This window comes from Nocardia panacis (assembly GCF_003598715.1).
Lineage (GTDB): Bacteria > Actinomycetota > Actinomycetes > Mycobacteriales > Mycobacteriaceae > Nocardia > Nocardia panacis.
In genome coordinates this window covers 177,284-199,908 of the sequence record NZ_QZFU01000041.1, presented here as the reverse complement: position 1 = coordinate 199,908, position 22,625 = coordinate 177,284, and the positions used below count along the sequence as shown (strand labels likewise).

Below are 22,625 nucleotides of genomic sequence, written 5' to 3'. Positions count from 1 at the left end.
TAGATCGGGCTCGCGAACCGACATGCATGGTGCCGAACGGTTGGTACGCCACCGGGTCGTGTTCGGAACAACGATCCGTGTCCGCCGCCGCGGCCGGTCCCGTCCACGAGGGCTTCCGCCCACGGGGCGGCGTGTCGCAGATGACGCGCCTACATCCATGAATCCACCTCGCAACAACACCGGTGCGCTCGCACCGGAAGTCTGCCACTAGGAGATGACATGCACGCCATCAAGAAGATCACCGCTTCCGCCGCCATCGCCGGGATCGCCGTACTCGGCGTTCTGATTCCGGCGCAGGCCGGTGCCGCCTCGTTCGGCCTCGGCGGTGGCACCGGAGGTTCGGCGAACGTCGGCCCCGGCGGCATTGCGGCGGGAACTGGCACGAACGCGGGCGCGGGGGCCAATGTCGGTCCGTTCGGCGCCGGTGTCGGCGCGGGCACCGGCGCGGGCGCGGGCCTCACCGGTTCGGGTGCGACGCTCGGCACCGGCGGCGGTGTGAACGTATCCCTCTGGTAAGAGGTTTCGAACTCGGCGTGCCGGAGTCGGTCCGGCACGCCGGGTCGTATCGAAACCGCGAAACCCGTCGGACTATCGAATGCGGCGAAATATCGACGCATGAACGGAATCCGACACAAATCGCGCGCGAAACCGTGCGAATCCGAGAGTTTTTCGGTCACGAGGCCCGACGATCCACGCGGATCGGTATATTCGGCCGAAGCGCCGGATCGCCGGAAGCGGCCGGATCGAATCGCAAGGGGTTCGACTCGATCCGGCCACGTTTCGGTGCGCGGCGCGATAGGCAGCGCGGCCCGAGGAAGCGACGGATGCGCCGCGCATTCGAAATCTTCCCCGAGTGCCTGTCATATTCCCCACGCGAAACCGTCTTCCCCGAGGGCGGTGCCGGGCTATTCGTGCACTGGCTCCAAGACCCGTATCCCGGAAACCCGTGTCTGGCGAGAACCGAAGATCGCGCGAACACTGCCTGTGATGATCCAGGATATATGGGCGCGGGCGCATTCGGAAGCCGCACAGCATAATTCGCTTTCCCCAGCGGAATACCGGCGCGTGAAATCATGCGCCGCGTCCCTGGTCCGCGGCGAAAATTTATGGCGCACCGGTCGACACGCGCGCGTTCGCGCCCGCGCGCGAACGCGCGGGCGCGATGTCGAATCAGGTCAGAGTTGTCCGCCCGCGCGTTTACCCGCCATCGCATCCAGGCCGAGCATGGCCAGCAGCGACCGACAATCGGCGGCATTGTGGGCATGGCTGGCCACGGTGCGCGCGGCGATCGCGCTTTGCCTGGCGGTTTCGGCTCTTTCGGCTGCTCGCGCCTCGGCGAACTCCCCCGGTTCGTGAGGCGCAGCGATATCCGCGTGCAGCACGCTGACATCCGAGCTGCCGATATCCCGGCTCTCTTGCGGACGACGATGGCTGTCGAGAGACATGGGGCTCCTTCGGGTTGCCCGCAGCCTAACGCCCCCAACGGCCCCCCGCAGCCGGAACGCGGACAACACGTCGCGCCCGTCCGCGAAAGTCTCAGGGCACCAACAGTTGCCGCACCACATTATCGGCCAGCAATCGACCGCGGTCGGTGAGCACCAAACGCGCGCCCGCGCGCGCGGCCAGACCGTCCCCGATGACGCGCTCGGCCGCTCGCGCCTCGTCCTCGGCCAACTCGCCCAGCGGAAGTCCGCTGCTCAGGCGCACCGCGAGCATGACCCGCTCGGTGTGGCGCTCCTCGGCGGTCAACACCTCCCACCCGGCGGCGGGCAGTCCGCCGCGCGCGATCCGATCCGCGTAGCGCGCAGGGTGTTTCACATTCCACCAGCGCACCCCGCCGAGGTGGCTGTGCGCGCCGGGCCCCGCGCCCAACCAGTCGCCGCCGTCCCAGTAGCCGAGATTGTGCCGACACCGTGCGGCCGTGCCCGCCGCCCAGTTCGACACCTCGTACCAGGTGAGCCCGGCCGCGGTGAGGCGGGCGTCGATGCGTTCGTAGCGTGCGGCCAGCACGTCGTCGTCGGGGGCGGGCAGCTCGCCGCGCCGCACCCGCCGGGCCAGTGCGGTGCCGTCCTCGACGATCAGCGAGTAGGCCGAGACATGGTCGACGCCCGCTTCCAGGACCGCGTCGAGACTGGCGTCGAGATCTTCGTCACGTTCGCCCGGCGTCCCGTAGATCAGGTCGAGGTTGACGTGGTCGAAACCGGCGGCGCGCGCCTGGCGGGCGGCGGCCGCGGCCCGGCCCGGCGTGTGGGTGCGGTCGAGCACCCGCAGCACATGGGCGGCGGCGGACTGCATACCGAGGGAGACCCTGGTGTATCCGGCCGCGCGCAGCCGGGCGAAGAATTCGGGCGAGGTGGATTCGGGATTGGATTCGGTGGTGACCTCGGCATCGGCGGCGAGCGCGAAATTCGCCCGGATGGCGTCGAGCACCCCGGCCAGACCGTCGCCGCCGAGCAGCGATGGGGTGCCACCACCGACGAAGACGGTGGCCACCTCGGGGGTGGGCGTCGGCAATGCGTCGAATGCCGTCGCGGCGGCCGCCAACTCGCCTTTCAGCGCCTCGAACCAGGATTGCGGCGAGGCCGAGGTGCCCAGTTCACCGGCGGTGTAGGTATTGAAGTCGCAGTAGCCGCAGCGGGTGGCGCAGAACGGCACGTGGATGTACACGCCGAACGGCCCGCCGCCGAAATCCCGCAGTTCGGGCGCGGCCACCTCACTGTCTGCTGAGTTCACCACCCAATTCTGCCCGCGCCCGCCGCGCGGCCCGCGACCGGTCCCGCCGCGACCGGGCGAATATCGGCCGGATCACAGCGGACCATTCGCCGGATCGAAGCCGCGAGCAGCGCCGACGCCCCTTCCCACGCGGACGTCGGCACTCCCCGGCATCCCCACACGATCGATTGCCGCGGCGGGCCACGAAACTGCGCCGCCGGGACGTTGAACTACCTTGTCCGCCAATAATACTGACGGATCAACCCGGAATCGGCGCCGCTCACGGACCGCGCACGCGACGAATGACGCCTAGTAGTCGCGCGAGGAAATAATGTGTGCCCGATCGATTGCTCAAGAGATTCTCCCGAAGCGGTTGAACCACGAACAGTGCAGGACGGGACTCCATAGTGCAGGCTCCCCCATCGATTTGCGCGCGGTTCGCGCGAAAACCATAAATATCCCAAGGGAATTCGGCGCGTCGCCGACGGCGTGTCCCGGTAGACGAACAGCGCCGCGGCCCGTGACCCGCTATGGGACATGCCACAATCGACGCCGCGACCACATGGCTGCCGATCCGAGCCGGGTCCGCTATGACACCCATCACAGTGACACCGCACCGTCCAGGGGATTTCCCGCAGAATTCCGGGAAATATGACCGTGCCGTCGGAACGACCCGGCTGACGTGGCACAATGGTGCTCATGCGCGCTTCGGAGGTACGACTGGTGGCACGTCGCCACGTCGATTACAAGCGCGTCTGCAGTGCCTGCTGTCTGGCCGAATTCCGCCGGTAGTCCAGCGCGCCGCCGTCCGGGTACGCCCCGAGGATCCGCCTCGAGCACTCTCGAAGATCGACGCATCGGTCCGCTGACACCGCGGGCACGAGCCAGCCCCTCGCGCCCGCCGACACCGGTGTTCCGGCACGGATGTACCCCCCACCCCGCAGGAGCGACCCCTATGACGTCGAGCGTTGACGCCGGCCCCAATACTCCCCCCGCCCAGCGGCCGACCAGGCCCGCCGCGCGCGAGCGCACCGCGAAACCGGTGCGCCGCAAGGCCGAGGGCCAGTGGGCGCTCGGCTACCGCGAGCCGCTCAACCCCAATGAGCAGAGCAAGAAGGACGACAACCCGCTCAACGTCCGCGACCGCATCGAGAACATCTACGCCCGCAATGGCTTCGACTCCATCGACAAGGGCGATCTGCGCGGTCGATTCCGCTGGTGGGGTCTCTACACCCAGCGCGAACAGGGTTACGACGGCACATGGACCGGCGACGAGAACATCGACATTCTCGAGGCGAAATACTTCATGATGCGCATTCGCTGCGATGCGGGCGCGTTGAATGTCGCGCAATTGCGCACACTGGGTGCGATCTCCACCGAATTCGCCCGCGACACCGCCGATCTCAGCGATCGGGAGAATGTGCAGTACCACTGGATCGAGGTGGAGAACGTTCCGGAGATCTGGCGGCGCATCGAGGCCGTCGGTCTGAAAACCACCGAGGCGTGCGGGGATTGCCCGCGCGTGGTGCTCGGCTCACCGCTGGCGGGCGAATCGCTGGGCGAAATCCTCGATCCCACACCGGCGATCGACGAGATCGTGCGCCGCTATATCGGCAAGAAGGAATATTCCAATCTGCCGCGCAAATTCAAGACGGCCATCTCCGGTCAGCAGGATGTGGTGCACGAGATCAATGACATCGCCTTCGTCGGCGCCGTGCATCCCGAATTCGGTCCCGGTCTGGACCTGTGGGTCGGTGGCGGACTGTCCACCAATCCGATGCTGGCCCAACGGGTCGGCGCGTGGGTCCCGCTGGCCGAGGTGCCCGATGTGTGGGAGGCCGTGGTCTCGCTCTATCGCGATTACGGCTACCGCCGCCTGCGCACCAAGGCCCGCCTGAAGTTCCTCGTCAAGGACTGGGGCATGGAGAAATTCCGCCGGGTGCTCGAGGACGAGTACCTGAAGCGCAAGCTGATCGACGGTCCGGCGCCCGAACAGCCCACGCGCCCCATCGATCACGTCGGCGTGCAGAAGCTGCGCAATGGTCGCAACGCGATCGGCTTCTCCCCCATCGCCGGACGCGTCTCGGGCACCATTCTCACCAAGATCGCCGACGCGGCCGAGCGGGTCGGCTCGGACCGCATCCGTTTCACCCCGTATCAGAAGCTGATCGTGCTCGATGTGCCCGACGCCGAGGTCGATGGACTCATCGCCGAGGTGGAAGCACTGGGCCTGCAGGCACGTCCGTCGATCTGGCGGCGAAATCTGGTGGCGTGCAGCGGGATCGAATTCTGCAAGCTGTCCTTCGTCGAGACGCGCAAACGCTCCCAGGCGCTCGCCCCCGAACTGGAGCAGCGCCTGGCCGATATCAATGCCCGACTCGATGTCCCGATCACCATCAATATCAACGGCTGCCCGAACTCCTGCGCCCGCGCCCAGATCGCCGATATCGGATTCAAGGGCCAACTGGTCGACGACGGCACCGGGAATCAGGTCGAGGGTTTCCAGGTCCACCTCGGCGGCAGCCTCGGCCTGGACAGCGCCTTCGGTCGAAAGCTGCGCCAGCACAAGGTGACCAGCGCCGAACTCGGCGACTACATCGAGCGCGTGGTCCGCAACTTCGTCGAGAACAGGAATGCGGGCGAGCGGTTCGCGCAGTGGGCCGTCCGTGCCGATGAGGCAGATCTTCGCTAGGAGAAAGCTTATGCCAGAAACGATTTCGGCCGAGGCCACCGAGGAGCAGTCGCGCGCCATCGCCGCGCGCGGCGCCGCCGAACTCGGACCCGACGCCACCGCCGCCGACCTGCTCGAGTGGACCGAACGCACCTTCGGCCCGCAGTACATCGTGGCCTCGAATATGCAGGACGGCGTGCTGGTCCATCTGGCCGCGCAAACGCGTCCCGGCGTCGATGTCCTGTTCCTCGACACCGGCTACCACTTCGCCGAGACCATCGGCACCAGGGATGCCGTCGAGGCGGTGTACGGGGTGAATGTGGTCAATGTCCGGCCCGAACACAGCGTGGCCGAACAGGATCGGCTGCTCGGCAAGGACCTGTTCGCACGCGACGCCAATGAATGCTGCAGGCTGCGCAAGGTGGTGCCGCTGCGCAAGACCCTCTCGGGATATCGCGCCTGGGTGACGGGCATTCGGCGGGTCGAGGCGCCGACACGGGCCAACGCGCCGCTCATCTCCTACGACGACGCCTTCGGACTGGTCAAGATCAACCCGATCGCCGCGTGGTCCGACCGGGATATGCAGGACTACGTCGAACAGCACGGCATCCTCGTCAATCCCCTTGTGGAGGAGGGATATCCGTCCATCGGTTGCGCACCGTGCACACGGAAGCCGGAGCCGGGATCCGATCCGAGGAGCGGCCGCTGGGCCGGTCTCGCCAAGACCGAATGCGGGTTGCACAAATCATGACCGAAACCGACACCACCACCGAACGCACCCTCGGCATCAGCGAATTCGACACCCTCGCCGCGCTCGAATCCGAGTCCATCCACGTATTCCGTGAGGTGGCGGGCGAATTCGAGCGGCCGGTCATCCTCTTCTCCGGCGGCAAGGACTCCACGGTGCTGCTGCACCTGGCGCTCAAGGCATTCTGGCCCGCACCGCTGCCCTTCGCGCTGCTGCACGTCGACACCGGGCACAACCTGCCCGAGGTGCTCGAGTTCCGCGATGCCGTCGTCGCGAAATTCGGTCTGCGCCTGCATATCGCGCGTGTTGAGGATTACCTGGCCGACGGGCGGCTCACCGAACGCCCCGACGGCATCCGCAACCCGCTGCAGACCCTCCCGCTGCTCGACGCCATCACCGAGCATCGCTTCGACGCCGTCTTCGGCGGCGCGCGCCGCGACGAGGAGCGCTCCCGCGCCAAGGAGCGAATCTTCTCTCTGCGCAACGCCTTCGGCCAGTGGGATCCCAAACGGCAGCGGCCCGAACTGTGGAACCTGTACAACGGTCGGCACGCACCGGGCGAGCACGTGCGGGTCTTCCCGCTCAGCAACTGGACCGAACTGGATATCTGGCGCTACATCGCCAGGGAGAACGTGGATCTGGCGAGTATCTACTACACCCACCGGCGCCCGGTCTATCAGCGCGACGGCATGTGGATGACTCCCGGCGTCTGGGGCGGACCGCGCGAGGACGAGCAACTGAGTGTGCGCTCGGTGCGCTACCGCACCGTCGGCGACGGATCCTCCACCGGCGCGATCCTGTCCGAGGCCGCCACCAATGCCGACATCCTCGCCGAGGTGGCCGCCTCCCGACTCACCGAGCGCGGCGCGACCCGCGGCGACGACCGGGTCTCCGAGGCCGCCATGGAAGACCGCAAGAGAGAAGGATATTTCTGATATGGCCGCCGAGTCGACGACGCAACTACTGAGGCTGGCGACCGCGGGATCCGTGGACGACGGAAAATCCACCCTGGTCGGACGCCTGCTCTACGATACGAAATCCGTACTGGCCGACCAGATCGACGCCGTCACCCGCGCCTCGGTGGACAAGGGGCTGGCCACCCCCGACCTGTCGCTGCTGGTGGACGGTCTGCGCGCCGAACGCGAACAGGGCATCACCATCGATGTCGCGCACCGGTATTTCGCCACGCCCAAGCGGACTTTCGTACTCGCCGACACACCGGGGCATGTGCAGTACACCCGCAATACGGTCTCGGGCGCGTCCACCGCGCAACTGGTCATCCTGCTGGTCGACGCGCGCAAGGGCGTCATCGAACAGACCCGCAGGCACGCAGCGGTGCTGGCGCTGCTCGGCGTGCCCAAACTGGTGCTCGCCGTGAACAAGATCGACCTGGTGGCCGACGCGGCGCGGGTCTTCACCGAGATCGCGGCCGAATTCGCCGCGCTCACCGCCGCACTCGGCTGGGCGCCGGAGGATGTGCTCGAGATTCCGGTCTCCGCCCTGCACGGCGACAATATCGCCGCACGCTCGAACAACACCCCGTACTACGACGGCCCCTCGCTGATCGAACACCTGGAATCCGTTCCGGTGGACGCGGACTCCTCGGGCAGGCACGCGCTGGGGCTGCGCTTCCCCGTCCAGTACGTCATCCGACCGCGCACCGCCGACTATCCGGACTACCGGGGCTACGCCGGGCAGATCGCGGCGGGCTCGGTCGCACCGGGAGACGAGATCGTGGTGCTGCCCTCCGGGATTCGCACCACCGTGGCCCGAATCGACACCCCCGACGGGGAATTGGCCCTCGCGCAGACCGGCCGCAGCGTCACCCTCCTGCTCACCGACGAGGTGGACATCTCGCGCGGCGATATTCTCGCCTCCCCCGCCGACGCCCCCGAACCGGTGGACGCCCTCGACGCCACCGTCTGCTGGCTGGGCGACAAACCGCTGCGGCCCGGCGCGCGCCTGCTGCTCAAGCACGGCACCCGCACCACACAGGCCATCGTCGGCGCGCTGCTCGAACGCTTCGACGAACAGCGCCTCGCCCCCGAACCCGATCCGGAAACCCTGTCCCTCAACGATATCGGCCGCATCTCGCTGCGGCTGGCCGAACCCATCCCCGCCGACGACTACCGCGTCAACCGACACACCGGCAGCTTCCTGCTCATCGATCCCGCGGGCGGCAACACCCTCGCCGCCGGACTCGTCGGCGACGTCCTCAGCGGCGTCGAAGTCGGTGCGGGCGGCTGAGATGCCTCCCGCCGCGACACTTCCCGGCCAGGCCGCGCGACCGGCGCTGATCGCGGTCGCCCACGGCAGCCGCGATCCGCGCTCGGCCGCCACCATGGCGGCGGTGGTCGCGGGCGTCGCGGGCGCGCGGCCGGACCTGGATATCCGATTGGCCTTCCTCGATCTGAACTCGCCCTCTGTCGATCAGGTCGTGAATATCCTTGCGGCACAGGGGCACAGCCGCGCGGTGGTCGTGCCCCTGTTGCTGGGCGACGCTTTTCACGCCAGGGTGGATCTGCCCGGACTGCTCGCCGCCGCCCGCCGCAGGCATCCCCGGCTGCACCTCACCCAAGCCGACGTCCTCGGACCGGATCCGCGTCTGCTGGGGGCGCTCGCCGATCGGGTCCGCGAAACGCTGCGGTCCGAGCCGGTGCGGGCCGACAGGTGCACCCGGCAGCTCAGCCCGATCGCGTCCGCTCCCGTTCCCACCGGGATGGACTCGAATCGAGCCGCGATGTTGCCCACGCCATGCGGCGCCGTGGTCCCGCTGTACGCACCGATCACGACCGCCGATCCGCCGTATGCCGACGGCCTCGGTGTCGCTGTCGCCGCGGTCGGCTCGAGTTCCGCCGAAGCCAATGGCCGGACCGCCGATATCGCGCGTCGACTCGCCGCCGAGACCGGTTGGCGCACGGAAGTGTGCTTCGCGACCACTGAACCGTCGGTAACCCAAGCCATTTCACGCCTTCGCGCCAGGGGCGCCACTCGAATCGTCGTCGCGCCCTGGTTCCTCGCCCCCGGCCTGCTGACCGATCGCCTCCGCGCCGCGACACCGGATCATCGGCACGCCACTGCTATCGGCCCACACCGGGCGCTGGTCGAGGTCATCTGCGACCGTTATACCGCCGCAATCGATTCCCTGGCCCGAACCGCGTAGCTTCCCCCAGCCGAGTCACGCGTCGCAACCGCGAACACGAGGTGCTCCACATCACATTTCCCCATCTTGGCTACATACCCCTATGGGGTATAAATTCGTCTCGAACAGAGAACAAGATCGAGGAGCCCACACCATGAACGCCACCATCCACGCCGGACACCAGGATCACGGACATGCGGGCCACGCGCATCAGGATCACGCAGCCCACGACGCACACGCGACCCACGACGCGCCCGCGGTCCCCGGCGGCCTCCAGATCACCCTGGACGGCTACACCCTGGAATTGGCCGAACCCATCGCCCAGCCCGGCGAGATCGACTTCCGCTTCCGCATCCTCGACCCCGAAGGCGATCCGGTCACCGATTTCGCGCCGATCCACGATCGCGAACTGCACCTCATCGTGGCCCGCCGCGAGCTGACCGGCTTCTGGCATGTGCACCCGCAGCTCGCGGCCGACGGCACCTGGTCGGTCCGACTGAATCTGCCGGAGGCGGGCGCGTATCGGGTGTTCACCGATATCGCACCGGTCGCGCTGGGCCGCACCATCACCCTGGGTGCGGATCTGGCCGTCGCCGGGAACTACGCGCCGGAGCCGACCCCGGAACCGGCCCGCACCACCGTGGTGGACGGGTACGAGGTCGCGCTGCAAGGGAATCTGGTTCCCGGACAAGGGCAGATGGTGACTCTCACGGTGCGCAGGGACGGCGCGCCGGTCACCGATCTCCAGCCGTATCTGGCCGCATTCGGGCATCTGGTCATTCTGCGGGCGGGCGACCTCGCCTACGTCCACGTGCATCCGAATGGCGAACCGGGCGACGGCATTACCGCCCCCGGTCCCGATATCACCTTCCATACCGTGGTCCCCGGTCCGGGAACCTACCGTCTGTTCCTGGATTTCAAGCACGGCGACAAAGTCCGCACCGCCGCCTTCACCCTGCCCACCGTCTGAGACTCACCGGAGGAAATGCCATGTGCCGCTGTCACAACTCCCGCGACCCACCCTCAAATCCGTTATCCAGGAAGTGTTTACGATGCGCAATTTTCCCATGGCCCTCTGGGCGCTGGTCATCGCCGCCTTCGCGCTCGGCGCGGACGAATTCGTAGTCGCGGGCGTCGTCGAAGAGATCGCCGCCGCCCTGCATATCTCCCTCGGCGCAGTAGGACGATTCGAAAGCGCCTACGCGCTCGGCGTCGCGATCGGCGCACCGCTGTTCACCGCCATCGGTAGCCGAGTCAGCCGCCGATTCATGCTGCTGAGCACCACCGGCGTCTTTCTCGCCGGAAATATCATCTCCCTGTTCGGCCCGAACTACGGCTGGATTCTGACCGGACGCATTGTCGCCGCATTGGCGCACGGCGCGTTCTTCGGAATCGCGGCGGTATTCGCCGCGCAACTGGTTTCCGAACGACTGCGCGGTCGCGCCATCGCCACCGTCTTCGCCGGATCCACCGCCGCGACCATTCTCGGCGCACCGATCGGGGCCGCCGTCGGTCGGGCGCTCGGCTGGCGCGCCACCTTCGGCACGCTGGTCCTCTTCGGTGGCCTCGCCATTGTCGGCCTACTGCTTTTGCTCCCCCGCGACCTCGGCCACAAAGCCACCAGCCGCGCCGACCACGAAGCCACCGCATCATTGCGCGACCAATTGCGCGCCCTACGCCGACCCGGTGTGCTGATCGGCCTGCTCACCACCTTCCTCGGCTACGGCGGCGTCTTCACCGGCTACGTCTACCTGGCGCCCCAGCTTCGCGAAGCGACCGGGCTCGGATCGGGTTGGGTGACACCGATGTTCCTGCTCTTCGGTATCGGGCTGTTCCTCGGCAACCACCTCGGCGGCAAGTTCGCCGATCGGAATCTGCCGCAGGCCCTCATGGGTTCGATCGGTGGGCTGGCAGTGGCACTGTTCGCGCTCACCGCGCTGATCCACCATCCGATCACCGCCGCGATCGGCATCCTGGCCTACGGCGTCGGCGCCTTCAGCGTGGTCGCCCCGCTGCAACTGCGGGTAATGCAGCAGGCGGCCGACGCGCCGGATATCGCGTCGGCGGCCAATATCTCGGCCTTCACACTCGGTTCGGCGCTGGGGATCTGGCTGGGCGGCGCGGCCATCGACAGCGGACTGGGTGTCACCTCGGTGGACTGGGTCGGCGGACTGATCGCGGCAGGCGGATTCGGTTTGGCCCTGGTCTCGCGTCGACTGGATCGAACCGGAACGGCCGTCCACCTGGCGCACCACCATTGATATCGCGAAAGCGCCGGAACCCAGCGGGTTCCGGCGCTCTTGACTATCCGCCCGAGGGCAGGTAGGGCGTGAGCGCGTGGGCCAGGTTGCTGATCGTCATGGACTGCAACCAGACTCGGCCGGGACCGGTCAGTTGGGCCAGGAACAGGCCGTCACCGCCGAAAAGGATATTGCGAATGCCCTTGATCACGGTGATATCGAAATCCACCGAGGCATCGAACAATCCGATATGGCCGGGATGCACCCGCAGCGTCTCGCCCGGCGCGAGCGTGTACGGAATGACCTCGCCCGACAACTCCACCCACGCGTGCCCGGTCCCGCTCAAACGCTGCAGGGTGAATCCGGCGCCGCCGAAGATGCCCGCGCCCAACCGCCGCTGAAAACTCAGCGCCAGCCGCACATCCTCGGTGGCGCACAGGAATCCGTGCCGGTGCACCAGGTATTCGCCGTCGCGATCGAGGGCAAGCGGGACGATATGCCCCGGCAACTTGGCCGCGAACGCCACTCGACCGGGCGCGTGGTGCGCGCTGTATTCGGTCATGAACAGTCCGCCGCCGCCCGCCGCGCGCCGGACCGCGCCGAGCAGGCTGGTGCTGGCCCCCTTGGTCGAGGTGTGCAGCCGGATCGACTCGGTCATCCAGGACAGCTGCCCTGCCTCGGCATTGAGCTTGTCGCCCGGATTCAGCGTGATCTCCAGCACCGGCATCACGCCACCGATGATCCTGGAATCCATATTTCCCCCGTTCATTTCGGGTCACCTTCGCGGTCGCCGCGATCTTACGCCCGAGGCGATCACGCGGACCCGATAACGCCAGGGCCGCGGCGAGGCCGTGTCGCCTCGCCGCGGCCCGGTGTCAACCCCTTGCGAGAGTTGGTATTTCATCCCCGGTCGGGGGATGGTTCGACTTGTCGAGCAGGCCGCCGGGTTACGGCAGGACCTGCGGCACCGCCTGCGGTGCCACCGCGCCGACCAGCAGGCCGATCACGGTTCCCCACAGCGCGCCCGTGATCGCGCCGCTGATGCCCAGCGGAATGCTGGCGATACCCAAACCGCCCAGCGCGCCCAGAATGCCGGAACCCGCCGCGCCCGCGAGCGCGCCCGCGACCGCGCCGTTGGCCAGCGGGTCGTGGTTCTGGGCATCCGGATTGGTGGCCACCTCATCGAGCGGCAACCCGGCCACGGCGGTGGCGGTGGGCGCCTGCGCCGCCGCGGCGGGCTGTGCCACCGGGGCCGCGTCCACAGACGCGGCAGCGGGCTGAACAACCGCGACCGGGGCGGCGACGGCCTGCCCCGGATCGGCCGCGGCCACACCGGAGAACATGACGCCCACCGCGAGCGGCAGGGCCGCCGCGATCAGCTTGACACCGGTGCGACCGAAGGTCCGACGGACCATATTCACTACCCCTTCCCCTGACGCCTCGATCGACGTCACTGAAACAAAACCCCGACTCGGGATGAGCCGAGCTCCCCAACATATCGGACACTTCGGACCCCGCCAAATGCGGGAAGTCACCGAGGCAGCTTCTGCCACAACGAATCTCGCAATTCACGAGCGAATCCGCCAAATCGGGTCACGCATTTCACGATTCGACCGCGGCGGCACTCGACCGCTTTCGGCAATATGCTCGAACTCATTACCGATTCGCACTATCCGGAGGTGCCGACCACCGGATGTGATCGTGGTCATATGATCTGACCTGCAATATGCCGTCGGGTTTCGCGGACGGCTTCCGGCCCCGGCTTGGAAGGAACCGCATGACCACAGCACAAACCGCCTCGCCCGCGCGGCTGCTCGACCGTGCCGCACGGGGCGATGAGTCCGCATTCGCCGAGTTCTACGACACCGCGGCGGGGCCGGTTCTCGCCATCGCGGCGGGCATTCTGCGCGATCCGGCCTCGGCCGAACAGGTCACGCGGGAGGTACTGCTAGAGATCTGGCGCAAGGCTGGGCGGCATCCGGCGCGGGAAGGCACCATGGCCTGGGTTTTGACCATCGCCCATCAGCGGGCGGTCGAGCGGGTGCGCTACGAGCGCGGCGCGCGCGGCCCCGCACCGCAGGCGCTGGAATTCGCTCCGCTCTACGAACTCACCGAACTGCAACGCAGGTCGATCGTGCTCGCCTACTACAGCGGGTTCACCGCGCGGGAGGTGTCGGCGGCGCTGAACACGCCGATTCCGGAGGTCGCCGCCGGCATGCGGGACGGCTTGCTGCGGCTGCGCGCGGCGCTGCTCGGCGGGGGCGCGGCGTGATCCACGACTACACCGGACCCTATGTCCTCGACGCGCTCGACGCCGCCGACCGCTCCGCCTTCGACGAACATCTGCGCGACTGCGAGTCGTGCCGCGACGAGGTCATCGAATTGCGCACGGTCGCGGCGCATTTGGCACTCGCGCTGCCGCCGGTCCCGGCGGCGTCGATCAAGGACCGGGTCATGGCCGACATCCGAACCCATCAGCGACTACAACGGACCGCCGTCCTCGCGCGCGTCGACGCACCGATCCGAACCGCGAGCAGGCCGCCACGCACCGAACCGGACCCACCGCAGCGGCACCGGATCGCTTGGGCGACGGGCGGCGTCGGCGCACTCGCCGTCGCCGCGGCGCTGGTCGGCGGTTTACTGCTCGACAAGGAACCGGAACCGCACACCTCCATCGCGCTCGAACAGGTCCGGCGCGAACACGACGCCGTCACCAGGGACGGCATCCTCGTCGCGGGGGACGGCTCGGCCAGCGCGGTCCTCTCGCGCAGCACCGGCAAGGTCGCCGTCTCCGCCACCGGATTGCCCACCCTCGAAACCGGCCGCGGCTATCAACTCTGGGTGGTGCGCCGCAACGGGCTCGTGTATTCGGCCGGGATGATGCGCACCTCGGGTCGACATGCCGAACTCGTGGCAGACCTGCCGAAAGAGACCCGGATGGTCACCATCACGACCGAGCCGAATACCGGATCGGTAGGACCGACCACACCGCTGGTGGCGCGGATCGATCTGATCTGACGGCTACCCGAACCAGCGCTCCAATACCACCGCGACACCGTCGTCGACCACATCGGCGGTGACCTCGTCCGCCAGCGCCCGCACGTCGGCGGGCGCATTCGACATGGCCACCGAATGTGCCGCCCACTCCAGCATTTCGCGGTCGTTGTATCCGTCGCCGATGGCCAGGGTGCGCGTCGGCGCGATACCGAGGCTGGTGCGCAGTCGCTCCAGTGCCCACCCCTTCGACACCCCGTCCGGCGCCACCGTGAGCCACGGCCCGAATTCGCCGTGCACCCAACTCGCACCCGGCACCTCGAGCGAGCGCAACCGGTGCAGCAGTTCCTCCAGCGACCCGTCCGGCCACCAGCCGTTGAGTCTGGGTGTCGGCTCACTGCCCAATGCGCCGTCGTCCACGAGCACATAGTCTCCGATGGAGAATTCGCCGGGACTGAAGCCGGTGGCCCAGATACCGACACCGACCTTCTCGACCGCGAAGATCATGCTGGGAAACAGCTTTCGCAGCGCCGACACGGCGGGCGCCGGATCGAAATTCCGTACTGTCACCGGGACGCCGCGCGCCACATCGATGTGCACCGCACCGTTGGAGCACAGTGCGTGGCCCTCGACCAAACCCAGTTCGGTGAACACCGGACGGGTCGTCAACAAGGTCCGCCCGGTCGTGATCACCACGTAGGTGCCCGCCGCCACCGCCGCGCGCACCGCCGCGACCACCCGCGCGGTGATCGGCGACCCGGTCCGCAGCAGTGTCCCATCCACATCCAGCGCCACCAATTCGGGCGCACCCCCGACATCCACCATCGCCCCATTCTGCCCCGGCCGAATCTTCGACCCGCCGAGATCGCCACCGGCAGTTGCCGATTCGAGACCCCGGACCGCGACGCCCGCGACCGCGTGCCGCGGCATCCCCGAGGCGGGAATCACCAGGTCACGGCGGGCCGATACGGTGTATTCGGACCTGATGTAACGGCCGCGACGGCCCGGCGTCCAGATATCGAGGAGCGCGATGGAACTCACCTATGACGACGTAGTGGCGGCAGCCGACAGGATCGCGGGTCGGGTACGACCGGTGACCATCGCGCCGTTGGGTGACGGCACGGTCGGCGACGAGTCGCCGCAGGTGTCGCTGGCGCTGGAGTTCCTGCAGCACACCGGGTCGTTCAAGGCACGCGGGGCGCAGAACTTCATCAGGACGCATCAGGAGAACGGGACACTGCCCGCGGCGGGGGTCACCATCGCCTCGGGCGGCAATGCCGGGTTGGCGTGCGCGTGGGCGGCGCGGCAATCGGGGGTCGCGGCCACCGTCTTCGTGCCGACCACCGCGCCCAAGGTGAAGGTCGATCGGCTGGTCTCCTATGGCGCGCGGGTGCGGCTGGTCGGCGTCGAATATTCCGAGGCCCTGGCCGCCTGCGACGAATTCGCGGCCCAATCGGGGGCGCTCATGTCGCACGCCTACGATCATCCGCTCATCGCCGCGGGCGCGGGGACGCTCATGACGGAGATCCAGCGGCTGCTGCCCGAGCTGGATACCGTTGTCGTCGCCGTGGGCGGGGGCGGGTTGTTCGCCGGAATCGCGACGGTGGCAGAGCATTTCGGCATCCGCACGGTAGCGGTCGAACCGGACCGCTGCCGCGCGCTCAATGCCGCCATCGCGGCGGGAGAACTGGTCGATGTGCCGGTCGATTCGATCGCCGCCGATTCCCTGGGCGCGCGCCGCACCACCGAACTGGCCTTGAAGGCGGCCCAAAAGCCGAGTGTGCATTCGGTTCTCGTCCCTGATACGGCCATCGTCGCCGCCCGCCACACCCTCTGGGAGGACCACCGCCTCGCCGTGGAGCATGCCGCCGCCACGACCCTCGCCGCCCTGGAAACCGAGGTCTATCGCCCCCAGCCGGGCGAGCAGGTGTGCGCCATCCTCTGCGGGGCGAATACCGATCCCACCGATCTCACCGGCCCGGCGGCTTGATCGATAGGAACCCAGCACAGCGACGCGCATTCGACAATAGGGCCGAGCACCCACGGCCCCGTCACGGAGGCGTCGAACCGGGTAACTCAGGCCGTGGCGAAGGCATTCGGGTTGATCGGGGGCAACATCGGGGAGATGACCGAGCGCATGCACGCAGACGCGGCCACCTATACCGCCTTCGAACAGGCCTCCGCCGACCAACTGCGCCGCTACCTGGGCTCCTGAGGTGGCGACCGTGCTCCATGTGCGCGGCGCGCTACCCGACACCATGATCGCCTTCGCCGAACACCCGGCCCGACAAGCCGATTCGTTCACCGGACGAATCGAGGACCTGGCCCGCGACATGGATCGGGAATGGACACCTGGAGCGGTCGCGGCACCTCGGCGACCGCCACCCGGACCCTTTCGTAGCAGCTCGACGCGAACCATTTGGGCGAGACGGTCATCGCGATCGCCGCCCACTACAACGATTTCGGCGCGCAACTCTTCGGCCACCGCGACGCGCTGCTACAAACTGGTCGACAAGGCATCGCACGAGGACGGCACGTCCGTCGACGACGCGGGCAATCTCACCGCCCCCAAAGTACCGGCCGGCAGCGAACATCCGAGCTTGCCCGGCCTCGTACAGCACCACCTCGACAGCCTCGCCGAGGCGGCCCAAGGCACCGACCGCGCAGGGCCATCAGCGCAGCCTGAACGCCGACGCGGTGGCGCTGGTGGCCAGACCGGGCACCACGGCCGAACAACCATCTCGTCGCGACCTCCATCCCCCGAGCCGAAGCCCTGATCGCCGCCTACAAGGTCGCCCGAGACGACCTGCGCGCCCGCCTCGACGCCGCGATGCGCGAGGTACGCGCCGACTCCCACTTCACCGCCATCTCCACCTATGTGGCCGCCAACGCCGCGCACAGGCAACTCGAAAACCCTCCGGCTCCGGTGTACGAAGCCCCTTTGGTGCCGGAGGGTTTCGAGTCGGCCTGGTAGCCGCCGTCAGCGGTCGCGGGCACCGCCGCCCGAGGCGTGATCCGAGCCGCCCGCAGCGGATCCGCCCGAAGACGTTGCGCCGGACGCGGTTCCAGCCGACGCGCCCGAGGCGGCGCTGTGGGACGAACCGCTCGAGGTGGTGCCGGAGGATGAGCCGCCCGCGAACGAGCCGCCACCGGAAGCAGCACCCGACGACGACGAACTGCCGGACATGGCGCCACCGGTGGACTCGGATCCCGAGGCGCTGCCACCGGATGCGCCGCCATTCGACGGCGAGTTCCCGGATGCGCCGTTGTGCGACGCTGCTTCGGACGGGCCGCCGGAGCTACCGACTCCGCCGCTTGTCGCAGACCCGCCAGAGGTGGAGCTGCCACCGGATCCATTCGCGCCCAGTGCGTTTCCACTCGGGGCACTGCCGCCGGGGACGCCTCCGGTCGAAGTGCCACTACCGACGCCGCCTGCGCTCGTTCCCGCACTGCTTCCGGCGCCGCTCATCGCTCCGCCGACCGGGACGACCACAGGTGCGGTGCCGGATGGCCCGCTGCCAGGAAGTGCGACGCCGCCGGTCCGCGAAGGAACACCCCCGGCGATCTCCGTCGGAGTAGATGGCAGAACCGGTGCGCTGGTGGGTGTTCCAGTCATGGGTCCGGACACGCTGGGAAACTGCCAATGCGGCAGCGGCGCGAAGGGCAGGGGGTTGGTGAACCGGGCCGGATTGGCGTAGGTGGGAGTGGTCTCGTTCGCACTACAGCAGTGCCGAGGCTCGGGGTGGCTCCCACGCGACTCGGTGACGGTGGGACCGACGGCGACGCTCCGCGAAACGGGAGTGATGAAGCGGCCGTATGCGGAATCGCCGACGAGGGTCGATGAACCACGGGTGTCCGATATCGAGCCACGATCGGGAACACGCAGGGTGCGAGCGCTGAGATCGGTGCGCGGCAGGTCGAAAACGACCGAACCGATCGCCGCGTCGGCACTCGGCACCCGGTCGAGCGCCGCGGTGGGAGCGGGACCGCCCGGCCCGAAGACCGTCATGGCGGACATGGCCATGGCCGAAACCGCTGCCGCGCTGGAGAATACGGCCACTCGCGGGGTGCGCCCGCCAGGATGCCCGCTGCCGAGGGTGTGGGTGCGGGCGGCGAGATGGGCGGCACCCGCCGCGACGCAGTGACTCGGATCGGCCGAGATCACCACGGGCAGACCGAGTTCGGCGACGGTGCGGACCACCTCGGGTGGGCGGGACGCGCCGCCGACCAGCAACACCCGGTCGATATCGGACATGGTGAGCCCGGCCGAGCGCACGCAGGCCCGCACCAACTCCAGTGAGTCACGGATGTGTTCGGTGCGCAGGCCGTCGATATCGACAATGGACAGGGCGGATCGGACGCGCCCCGGCGCGGCATCGGTGGCGTAGCGGGCGATCATCGTCCCGAGCGGACGACCGCCGAAATCGTAGGAGCGCAACGGTTCTCCCACTATCGAGGACCCTCGACCCGCCGCGCCGATCCGCACCACCGCCACATCGAGGCTGCTGCCGCCCAGGTCGTAGACCAGGACGAGACCGTCTCGCAGCGACCCCTGCTCGTGCGCGAGCCACTCCGCGGCGGCCACCGGCTCCGGCACCAGCAGCACATGTCCGGCGCCGGACAGGTCGAGTGCCTGCCGCAGCAGCGCCACCTGCCTCTCGGAATAGACTGCGGGATAGGTGGATACGACCCCGCCGTCCGGCTGCGCCACCTCGAGCAGGCCATTGACCACGGCGGCGACGAGATTCGCGGGCGACCAGAGCCGTCCCGCCACCACCACCGCGTCGGGATCGCGCGATAAATCAGCGAAATCCGTTACCGCCATGGTGAATTGGGGTATGCCGCCGATCCGGGCGCCGCCCGCCGGGTCGAAGGTCACCGAGGTGCGGCGGGTGCGTACGGCGGGCAGTGATCGCTCCGGAATTACCGAGGCCGTCACCGAGTTCACTGTGCCGATGCTGCAACCGAGCCCTGTGGTCATTCGCCATCCCGTCAACGTACCGAGACCACGTCCAGCACATGCCGAATCATGTGGCCGCGGTCGTCTTCCAAACAGCCCCCACAGATTAGCTGTTTCGGATTCAACCGGAAACCCAATCGAGACAGAACGTTTGCCCGTTCGCCACCATTTCGAATATTCGCTGGTAGAGCGATTCCATCGCAGGTATTCACCCCACTGGACGGAACGAAAACATCTGTGTCGTACCAGATTTGGCTACCTCTCAGCGATCAGGAAAACGAGGTGCGCAACAAACCGTAACCCCGTTTTCCCACCATCGATTCCATTCGGCAGGACACACCGACCGGTCGGTAGCTAGAATATAACCAGCAAACTCGGATCGGGTTAGCGGCCGATCACACAGGTAGCGAACCACACCCCAACACCCGAGAATCCCGCTGTCCGAATCACGAAAGCGATTGGGAGCAGCGGGATTCCGCGACAGCACTCAGGACTTGGCCAGCAGCCGACGCAGCCGACCCGGTTTGACCGCCGCGCCACCCGCCACCGCGGCGGGCCGCCGCGACCGGATGAGACGATCGAAATCCGCGGCGTCCCCGCCGGGTTCGCTCAGTCGACCCGCGTTGTAATCCTCCGCGAGCCGCCGCACCGTCTCCTGCGCACAGGACTTGTTGGTGCCGATGAACCCGGTGGGTCCGCGCTTGATCCAACCGGTCACATACACGCCGGGCAGCACCTCGCCACCCGCCTCGGTCAATACCCCGCCCCCGGAATTCGGGATGACACCGGCCTTCTCGTCGAACGGCAGCCCCGGCAGTGCCACACCCCGATAGCCGACCGAGGTCAGCACCAGGCCGGTCTCCAGCACCTCCGTGGCACCGGTCGGCACCGCGCGCGGCACTCCCTCGGCATCGGCGGCCAATTCATTGCGGCCGACCTGGACACCCGTCACCCGGTCGGTGCCGCGAATCTCGAGCGGAGAGGTCAAATAGCGCAGTACGATTCGCTTGCGTCCGCCTACCGGTCTGGTGCGCGTCGAACGCAGCAACTCCAGTTTCTGCGCCACCTGATACGACAAACCGGAATCGTCGTCCGGGATCTCGCCGTCGACCACGATATCCACCTCCGCGCCGAGCAGACCCACGAACTCCGGCACGGTGAAGGCGGATTCGGCGGCCCCGCGTCGACCGAGCAGCACCACCTCCTCGATCTTGCTCTCCCGCAGCGCCTTCAGCGCGTGCGGGGCGATATCGGTGGCCGCGAGCACCGCCGGATCGACCGTGAGGATGCGCGCCACATCGAGGGCGACATTGCCATTGCCCACGATCAGGGCCTGCGGCTGCGAAAGGTCGAACTCGTCGGCGGCATGGTCGGGATGGCCGTTGTACCAGGCGACGAAATCGGTGGCCGACACCGTGCCGGGCATCGACTCGCCCGCGATGCCGAGCTTGCGATCGGTGGACGCGCCGACGGCGTAGATCACCGCATGGAAGCTGTCGAGCAGTTCACCATGCGAGATATCGCGCCCCACCTCGACATTCAGATACGAGCCGAAACCGGGCTGGGCGGAGATGACATCGAACAGCGTGCCGACCTTGCGGGTCTTCTCGTGATCGGGTGCGACACCGAAGCGAGCCAGACCATAGGGCCTGGGCAGTCGATCGAGAACCGTCACCGCCACATTGGGCTGGGTGAGCAGTTCGTCGGCGGCGTACATGGCCGAGGGGCCGGAGCCCACGATCGCCACCCGCAGCGGCTGCCGCCCGGTGCGAATCCGCGCGGCGGGCACCGGTCGCGCCAGCAGCGGGCGCGGCCTGGACTGCCGGAAGAAGTTCGCATTGATCTCGATGAACGGCTGCTGTTCCCGCGTCAGCTTCTTCGACGACACAATGGCATCGACCGGGCACGCGGAGGCGCAGGCACCGCAGTCCACGCACGCCTTCGGATCCACGTACAGCATCTCGGCGCTCAGGAAGTCCGGTTCGTCGGGCGTGGGGTGAATGCAGTTCACCGGGCAGGCGTAAACGCAGGACGCGTCGCTGCAGCACGATTGAGTGACGACGTAGGGCATGGGCGTCAGGCAGCCTGCACCGCGCGCAGCGGCTCGGACCGGTAGCGGGTGGTGGCCCCGTCGATCTTGAGCAGCTTCCACACCCGCTTGGAGATCGGATTCATCAGGCCGATCTCCTTGGCGAGGGTGCGCACATCGCCGAAGTAGTCACCGAAGGTCTGCTTGGCCTCCTTGGAGCCGTAGAACAGCTCCTTGCGCACCGATTCCGGGATATCGAACTCCTTGAAGAAGGATTTCGGCGGGGTCGCGATGGCGCGACCGAGGATCCACATGGCCAGCGGCATGGCCACCGACAGGGTCAGCTTGCTGAGCTGATTGGCCTCGGGCACATGCTGCTTGAGGTATTCGTGCGCGAAGGAGATGTGGCGCGCCTCCTCGGCGATATGGATGGCCATGACGCCGCGCATGATCGGGTGCACATCCTCATCCGAGCGCAGGATCTGCTTCTGGATGTGGTCGATGGGTTCCTCACCGCCGAGCACGGCCATGAAGAACAGGTTCGGCATGAAGGAGGCGACCGGCGCGCCGAGGTACTTGAACTTGCTGACCAGCGGACCCATACCGGGCACGTCCAGGCCGATCCGATTGACCATCTCCTGGAACATCAGGGTGTGGTTGTGCTCCTCGATCATCTCGTGGGAGCAGTACCGGAACTCGGGCGAACCATTGGGCAGGTTGAAGTTGTGGACCACCATTCCGCTGATCAGAATGGATTCGAACTGCAAGCCGACCTTGGCGATATTGGCTTGCCGGTACTTGCCGATGGCGATCTTGCGCTCGAGCGGCAGCGCCTTGTACCAGGGGTGGCGGCCCAGGGGATCGGCGGATTCCGGCAACACCCAGCGCTCCTCCCCCGCATCGGGGGCGAAGTCCGGATTCTCCCAGTCGATGTCCTCGAATGGGTCGAAGTGTTTGTTGACCGAGCCCTCGGAGAGCAACAGCAGCTTTGCGGCGTACTCCTCGGCCTTGGCAACGTCGGGATCGACGGCGGGCGTCACGGCTGCGGACATCGTCGTCACTGCCTCTCCTCGTGGGATCACTTATCTGTATCCCATAGTTACACCTACGAGGAGTCACGTCAACTTCT

Annotated in this window: 20 protein-coding genes; 12 read left to right on the top strand and 8 right to left on the bottom strand. The window is 67.6% G+C overall.

Going from position 1 to position 22,625, the window contains the following annotated elements; translation table 11 throughout:
* The first annotated feature begins 219 nt into the window (after positions 1 to 219).
* Positions 220 to 516, top strand: a complete 297-nt coding sequence (locus tag D5S18_RS36205) for a hypothetical protein (RefSeq protein ID WP_120044286.1) — start codon at positions 220 to 222, stop codon at positions 514 to 516.
* 659 nt (positions 517 to 1,175) lie between these two features.
* On the opposite strand, the gene D5S18_RS28950 is transcribed toward D5S18_RS36205, so the two are convergent.
* Together D5S18_RS28950 and hemW are read right to left on the bottom strand one after the other, a co-directional pair.
* Positions 1,176 to 1,445, bottom strand: a complete 270-nt coding sequence (locus tag D5S18_RS28950; protein ID WP_120044285.1) for a hypothetical protein — start codon at positions 1,443 to 1,445, stop codon at positions 1,176 to 1,178.
* A gap of 91 nt (positions 1,446 to 1,536) precedes the next feature.
* The gene (gene hemW / locus D5S18_RS28945; RefSeq protein ID WP_120044284.1) at positions 1,537 to 2,736 is read right to left on the bottom strand and encodes a radical SAM family heme chaperone HemW; all 1,200 of its coding nucleotides are present in this window, start codon (positions 2,734 to 2,736) and stop codon (positions 1,537 to 1,539) included.
* 931 nt (positions 2,737 to 3,667) lie between these two features.
* Between hemW and D5S18_RS28940 the strand changes: the two genes are divergently transcribed.
* The 7 genes from D5S18_RS28940 to D5S18_RS28910 all read left to right on the top strand — a co-directional run bounded on the left by D5S18_RS28940 (position 3,668) and on the right by D5S18_RS28910 (position 11,534).
* Positions 3,668 to 5,404 carry a nitrite/sulfite reductase gene (locus D5S18_RS28940; RefSeq protein ID WP_120044283.1) on the top strand — a complete coding sequence of 579 codons (1,737 nt, stop codon included), beginning with the start codon at positions 3,668 to 3,670 and terminating at the stop codon, positions 5,402 to 5,404.
* 10 nt (positions 5,405 to 5,414) lie between these two features.
* Complete coding sequence (locus D5S18_RS28935) at positions 5,415 to 6,134, top strand: phosphoadenylyl-sulfate reductase (protein ID WP_120044282.1); 720 nt, start codon at positions 5,415 to 5,417, stop codon at positions 6,132 to 6,134.
* Positions 6,113 to 7,066 carry a sulfate adenylyltransferase subunit CysD gene (cysD, locus tag D5S18_RS28930; RefSeq protein ID WP_439651184.1) on the top strand — a complete coding sequence of 318 codons (954 nt, stop codon included), beginning with the start codon at positions 6,113 to 6,115 and terminating at the stop codon, positions 7,064 to 7,066. The genes D5S18_RS28935 and cysD overlap by 22 nt, the downstream gene beginning before the upstream one ends.
* A gap of 1 nt (position 7,067) precedes the next feature.
* Complete coding sequence (locus D5S18_RS28925; RefSeq protein WP_120044280.1) at positions 7,068 to 8,378, top strand: sulfate adenylyltransferase subunit 1; 1,311 nt, start codon at positions 7,068 to 7,070, stop codon at positions 8,376 to 8,378.
* A 1-nt stretch (position 8,379) separates the two neighbouring features.
* Entirely contained in the window at positions 8,380 to 9,294 is a 915-nt protein-coding gene (locus tag D5S18_RS28920) for a sirohydrochlorin chelatase (protein ID WP_120044279.1), read from the top strand.
* A 133-nt stretch (positions 9,295 to 9,427) separates the two neighbouring features.
* Positions 9,428 to 10,243 (top strand): DUF8832 domain-containing protein, encoded by an 816-nt coding sequence (locus D5S18_RS28915; protein ID WP_120044278.1) that lies wholly within the window; start codon positions 9,428 to 9,430, stop codon positions 10,241 to 10,243.
* Positions 10,244 to 10,325: 82 nt separating this feature from the next.
* Positions 10,326 to 11,534 (top strand): MFS transporter, encoded by a 1,209-nt coding sequence (locus tag D5S18_RS28910; RefSeq protein WP_120044277.1) that lies wholly within the window; start codon positions 10,326 to 10,328, stop codon positions 11,532 to 11,534.
* A 43-nt stretch (positions 11,535 to 11,577) separates the two neighbouring features.
* Here D5S18_RS28910 and D5S18_RS28905 read toward each other — a convergent pair whose 3' ends face one another.
* Positions 11,578 to 12,282 (bottom strand): TIGR00266 family protein, encoded by a 705-nt coding sequence (locus D5S18_RS28905; protein ID WP_120044276.1) that lies wholly within the window; start codon positions 12,280 to 12,282, stop codon positions 11,578 to 11,580.
* A 178-nt stretch (positions 12,283 to 12,460) separates the two neighbouring features.
* Positions 12,461 to 12,928, bottom strand: a complete 468-nt coding sequence (locus D5S18_RS28900; protein WP_147404248.1) for a hypothetical protein — start codon at positions 12,926 to 12,928, stop codon at positions 12,461 to 12,463.
* A 362-nt stretch (positions 12,929 to 13,290) separates the two neighbouring features.
* On the opposite strand from D5S18_RS28900, the gene D5S18_RS28895 reads away from it, so the two are divergent.
* Both D5S18_RS28895 and D5S18_RS28890 read left to right on the top strand, forming a co-directional pair.
* Entirely contained in the window at positions 13,291 to 13,785 is a 495-nt protein-coding gene (locus D5S18_RS28895) for a sigma factor (RefSeq protein WP_120044274.1), read from the top strand.
* A complete protein-coding gene (locus D5S18_RS28890; protein ID WP_120044273.1) occupies positions 13,782 to 14,531 on the top strand; it encodes an anti-sigma factor in 750 nt (249 codons plus the stop codon). The genes D5S18_RS28895 and D5S18_RS28890 overlap by 4 nt, the downstream gene beginning before the upstream one ends.
* 3 nt (positions 14,532 to 14,534) lie before the next feature.
* Here D5S18_RS28890 and D5S18_RS28885 read toward each other — a convergent pair whose 3' ends face one another.
* Complete coding sequence (locus D5S18_RS28885) at positions 14,535 to 15,548, bottom strand: HAD hydrolase family protein (protein WP_239004062.1); 1,014 nt, start codon at positions 15,546 to 15,548, stop codon at positions 14,535 to 14,537.
* Between D5S18_RS28885 and D5S18_RS28880 the strand changes: the two genes are divergently transcribed.
* Together D5S18_RS28880 and D5S18_RS35085 are read left to right on the top strand one after the other, a co-directional pair.
* Complete coding sequence (locus D5S18_RS28880) at positions 15,538 to 16,497, top strand: threonine/serine dehydratase (protein WP_120044272.1); 960 nt, start codon at positions 15,538 to 15,540, stop codon at positions 16,495 to 16,497. The two genes, D5S18_RS28885 and D5S18_RS28880, sit on opposite strands and share 11 nt — an antisense overlap.
* Positions 16,498 to 17,337: 840 nt before the next feature.
* Entirely contained in the window at positions 17,338 to 17,481 is a 144-nt protein-coding gene (locus D5S18_RS35085) for a hypothetical protein (protein WP_158608015.1), read from the top strand.
* Between the two features lie 6 nt (positions 17,482 to 17,487).
* Here D5S18_RS35085 and D5S18_RS28875 read toward each other — a convergent pair whose 3' ends face one another.
* The 3 genes from D5S18_RS28875 to D5S18_RS28865 form a co-directional block, all read right to left on the bottom strand.
* Positions 17,488 to 19,488 carry an Hsp70 family protein gene (locus tag D5S18_RS28875; RefSeq protein ID WP_120044271.1) on the bottom strand — a complete coding sequence of 667 codons (2,001 nt, stop codon included), beginning with the start codon at positions 19,486 to 19,488 and terminating at the stop codon, positions 17,488 to 17,490.
* 466 nt (positions 19,489 to 19,954) lie between these two features.
* The gene (locus tag D5S18_RS28870) at positions 19,955 to 21,538 is read right to left on the bottom strand and encodes a 4Fe-4S binding protein (RefSeq protein ID WP_120044270.1); all 1,584 of its coding nucleotides are present in this window, start codon (positions 21,536 to 21,538) and stop codon (positions 19,955 to 19,957) included.
* 5 nt (positions 21,539 to 21,543) lie between these two features.
* A complete protein-coding gene (locus D5S18_RS28865; RefSeq protein WP_439651183.1) occupies positions 21,544 to 22,557 on the bottom strand; it encodes an AurF N-oxygenase family protein in 1,014 nt (337 codons plus the stop codon).
* Positions 22,558 to 22,625 lie beyond the last annotated feature (68 nt).

What these genes read in the sequence shown, in the direction of transcription:
- D5S18_RS36205 (WP_120044286.1), top strand. Translation starts at nt 220, where the DNA reads ATGCACGCCATCAAGAAGATCACCGCTTCCGCCGCCATCGCCGGGATC.
- D5S18_RS28950 (WP_120044285.1), bottom strand. Translation starts at nt 1,445, where the DNA reads ATGTCTCTCGACAGCCATCGTCGTCCGCAAGAGAGCCGGGATATCGGC.
- D5S18_RS28940 (WP_120044283.1), top strand. Translation starts at nt 3,668, where the DNA reads ATGACGTCGAGCGTTGACGCCGGCCCCAATACTCCCCCCGCCCAGCGG.
- D5S18_RS28935 (WP_120044282.1), top strand. Translation starts at nt 5,415, where the DNA reads ATGCCAGAAACGATTTCGGCCGAGGCCACCGAGGAGCAGTCGCGCGCC.
- cysD (WP_439651184.1), top strand. Translation starts at nt 6,113, where the DNA reads ATGCGGGTTGCACAAATCATGACCGAAACCGACACCACCACCGAACGC.
- D5S18_RS28925 (WP_120044280.1), top strand. Translation starts at nt 7,068, where the DNA reads ATGGCCGCCGAGTCGACGACGCAACTACTGAGGCTGGCGACCGCGGGA.
- D5S18_RS28920 (WP_120044279.1), top strand. Translation starts at nt 8,380, where the DNA reads ATGCCTCCCGCCGCGACACTTCCCGGCCAGGCCGCGCGACCGGCGCTG.
- D5S18_RS28915 (WP_120044278.1), top strand. Translation starts at nt 9,428, where the DNA reads ATGAACGCCACCATCCACGCCGGACACCAGGATCACGGACATGCGGGC.
- D5S18_RS28910 (WP_120044277.1), top strand. Translation starts at nt 10,326, where the DNA reads ATGCGCAATTTTCCCATGGCCCTCTGGGCGCTGGTCATCGCCGCCTTC.
- D5S18_RS28905 (WP_120044276.1), bottom strand. Translation starts at nt 12,282, where the DNA reads ATGAACGGGGGAAATATGGATTCCAGGATCATCGGTGGCGTGATGCCG.
- D5S18_RS28900 (WP_147404248.1), bottom strand. Translation starts at nt 12,928, where the DNA reads ATGGTCCGTCGGACCTTCGGTCGCACCGGTGTCAAGCTGATCGCGGCG.
- D5S18_RS28895 (WP_120044274.1), top strand. Translation starts at nt 13,291, where the DNA reads ATGACCACAGCACAAACCGCCTCGCCCGCGCGGCTGCTCGACCGTGCC.
- D5S18_RS28880 (WP_120044272.1), top strand. Translation starts at nt 15,538, where the DNA reads ATGGAACTCACCTATGACGACGTAGTGGCGGCAGCCGACAGGATCGCG.
- D5S18_RS35085 (WP_158608015.1), top strand. Translation starts at nt 17,338, where the DNA reads ATGCGCGAGGTACGCGCCGACTCCCACTTCACCGCCATCTCCACCTAT.
- D5S18_RS28875 (WP_120044271.1), bottom strand. Translation starts at nt 19,488, where the DNA reads ATGACCACAGGGCTCGGTTGCAGCATCGGCACAGTGAACTCGGTGACG.
- D5S18_RS28870 (WP_120044270.1), bottom strand. Translation starts at nt 21,538, where the DNA reads ATGCCCTACGTCGTCACTCAATCGTGCTGCAGCGACGCGTCCTGCGTT.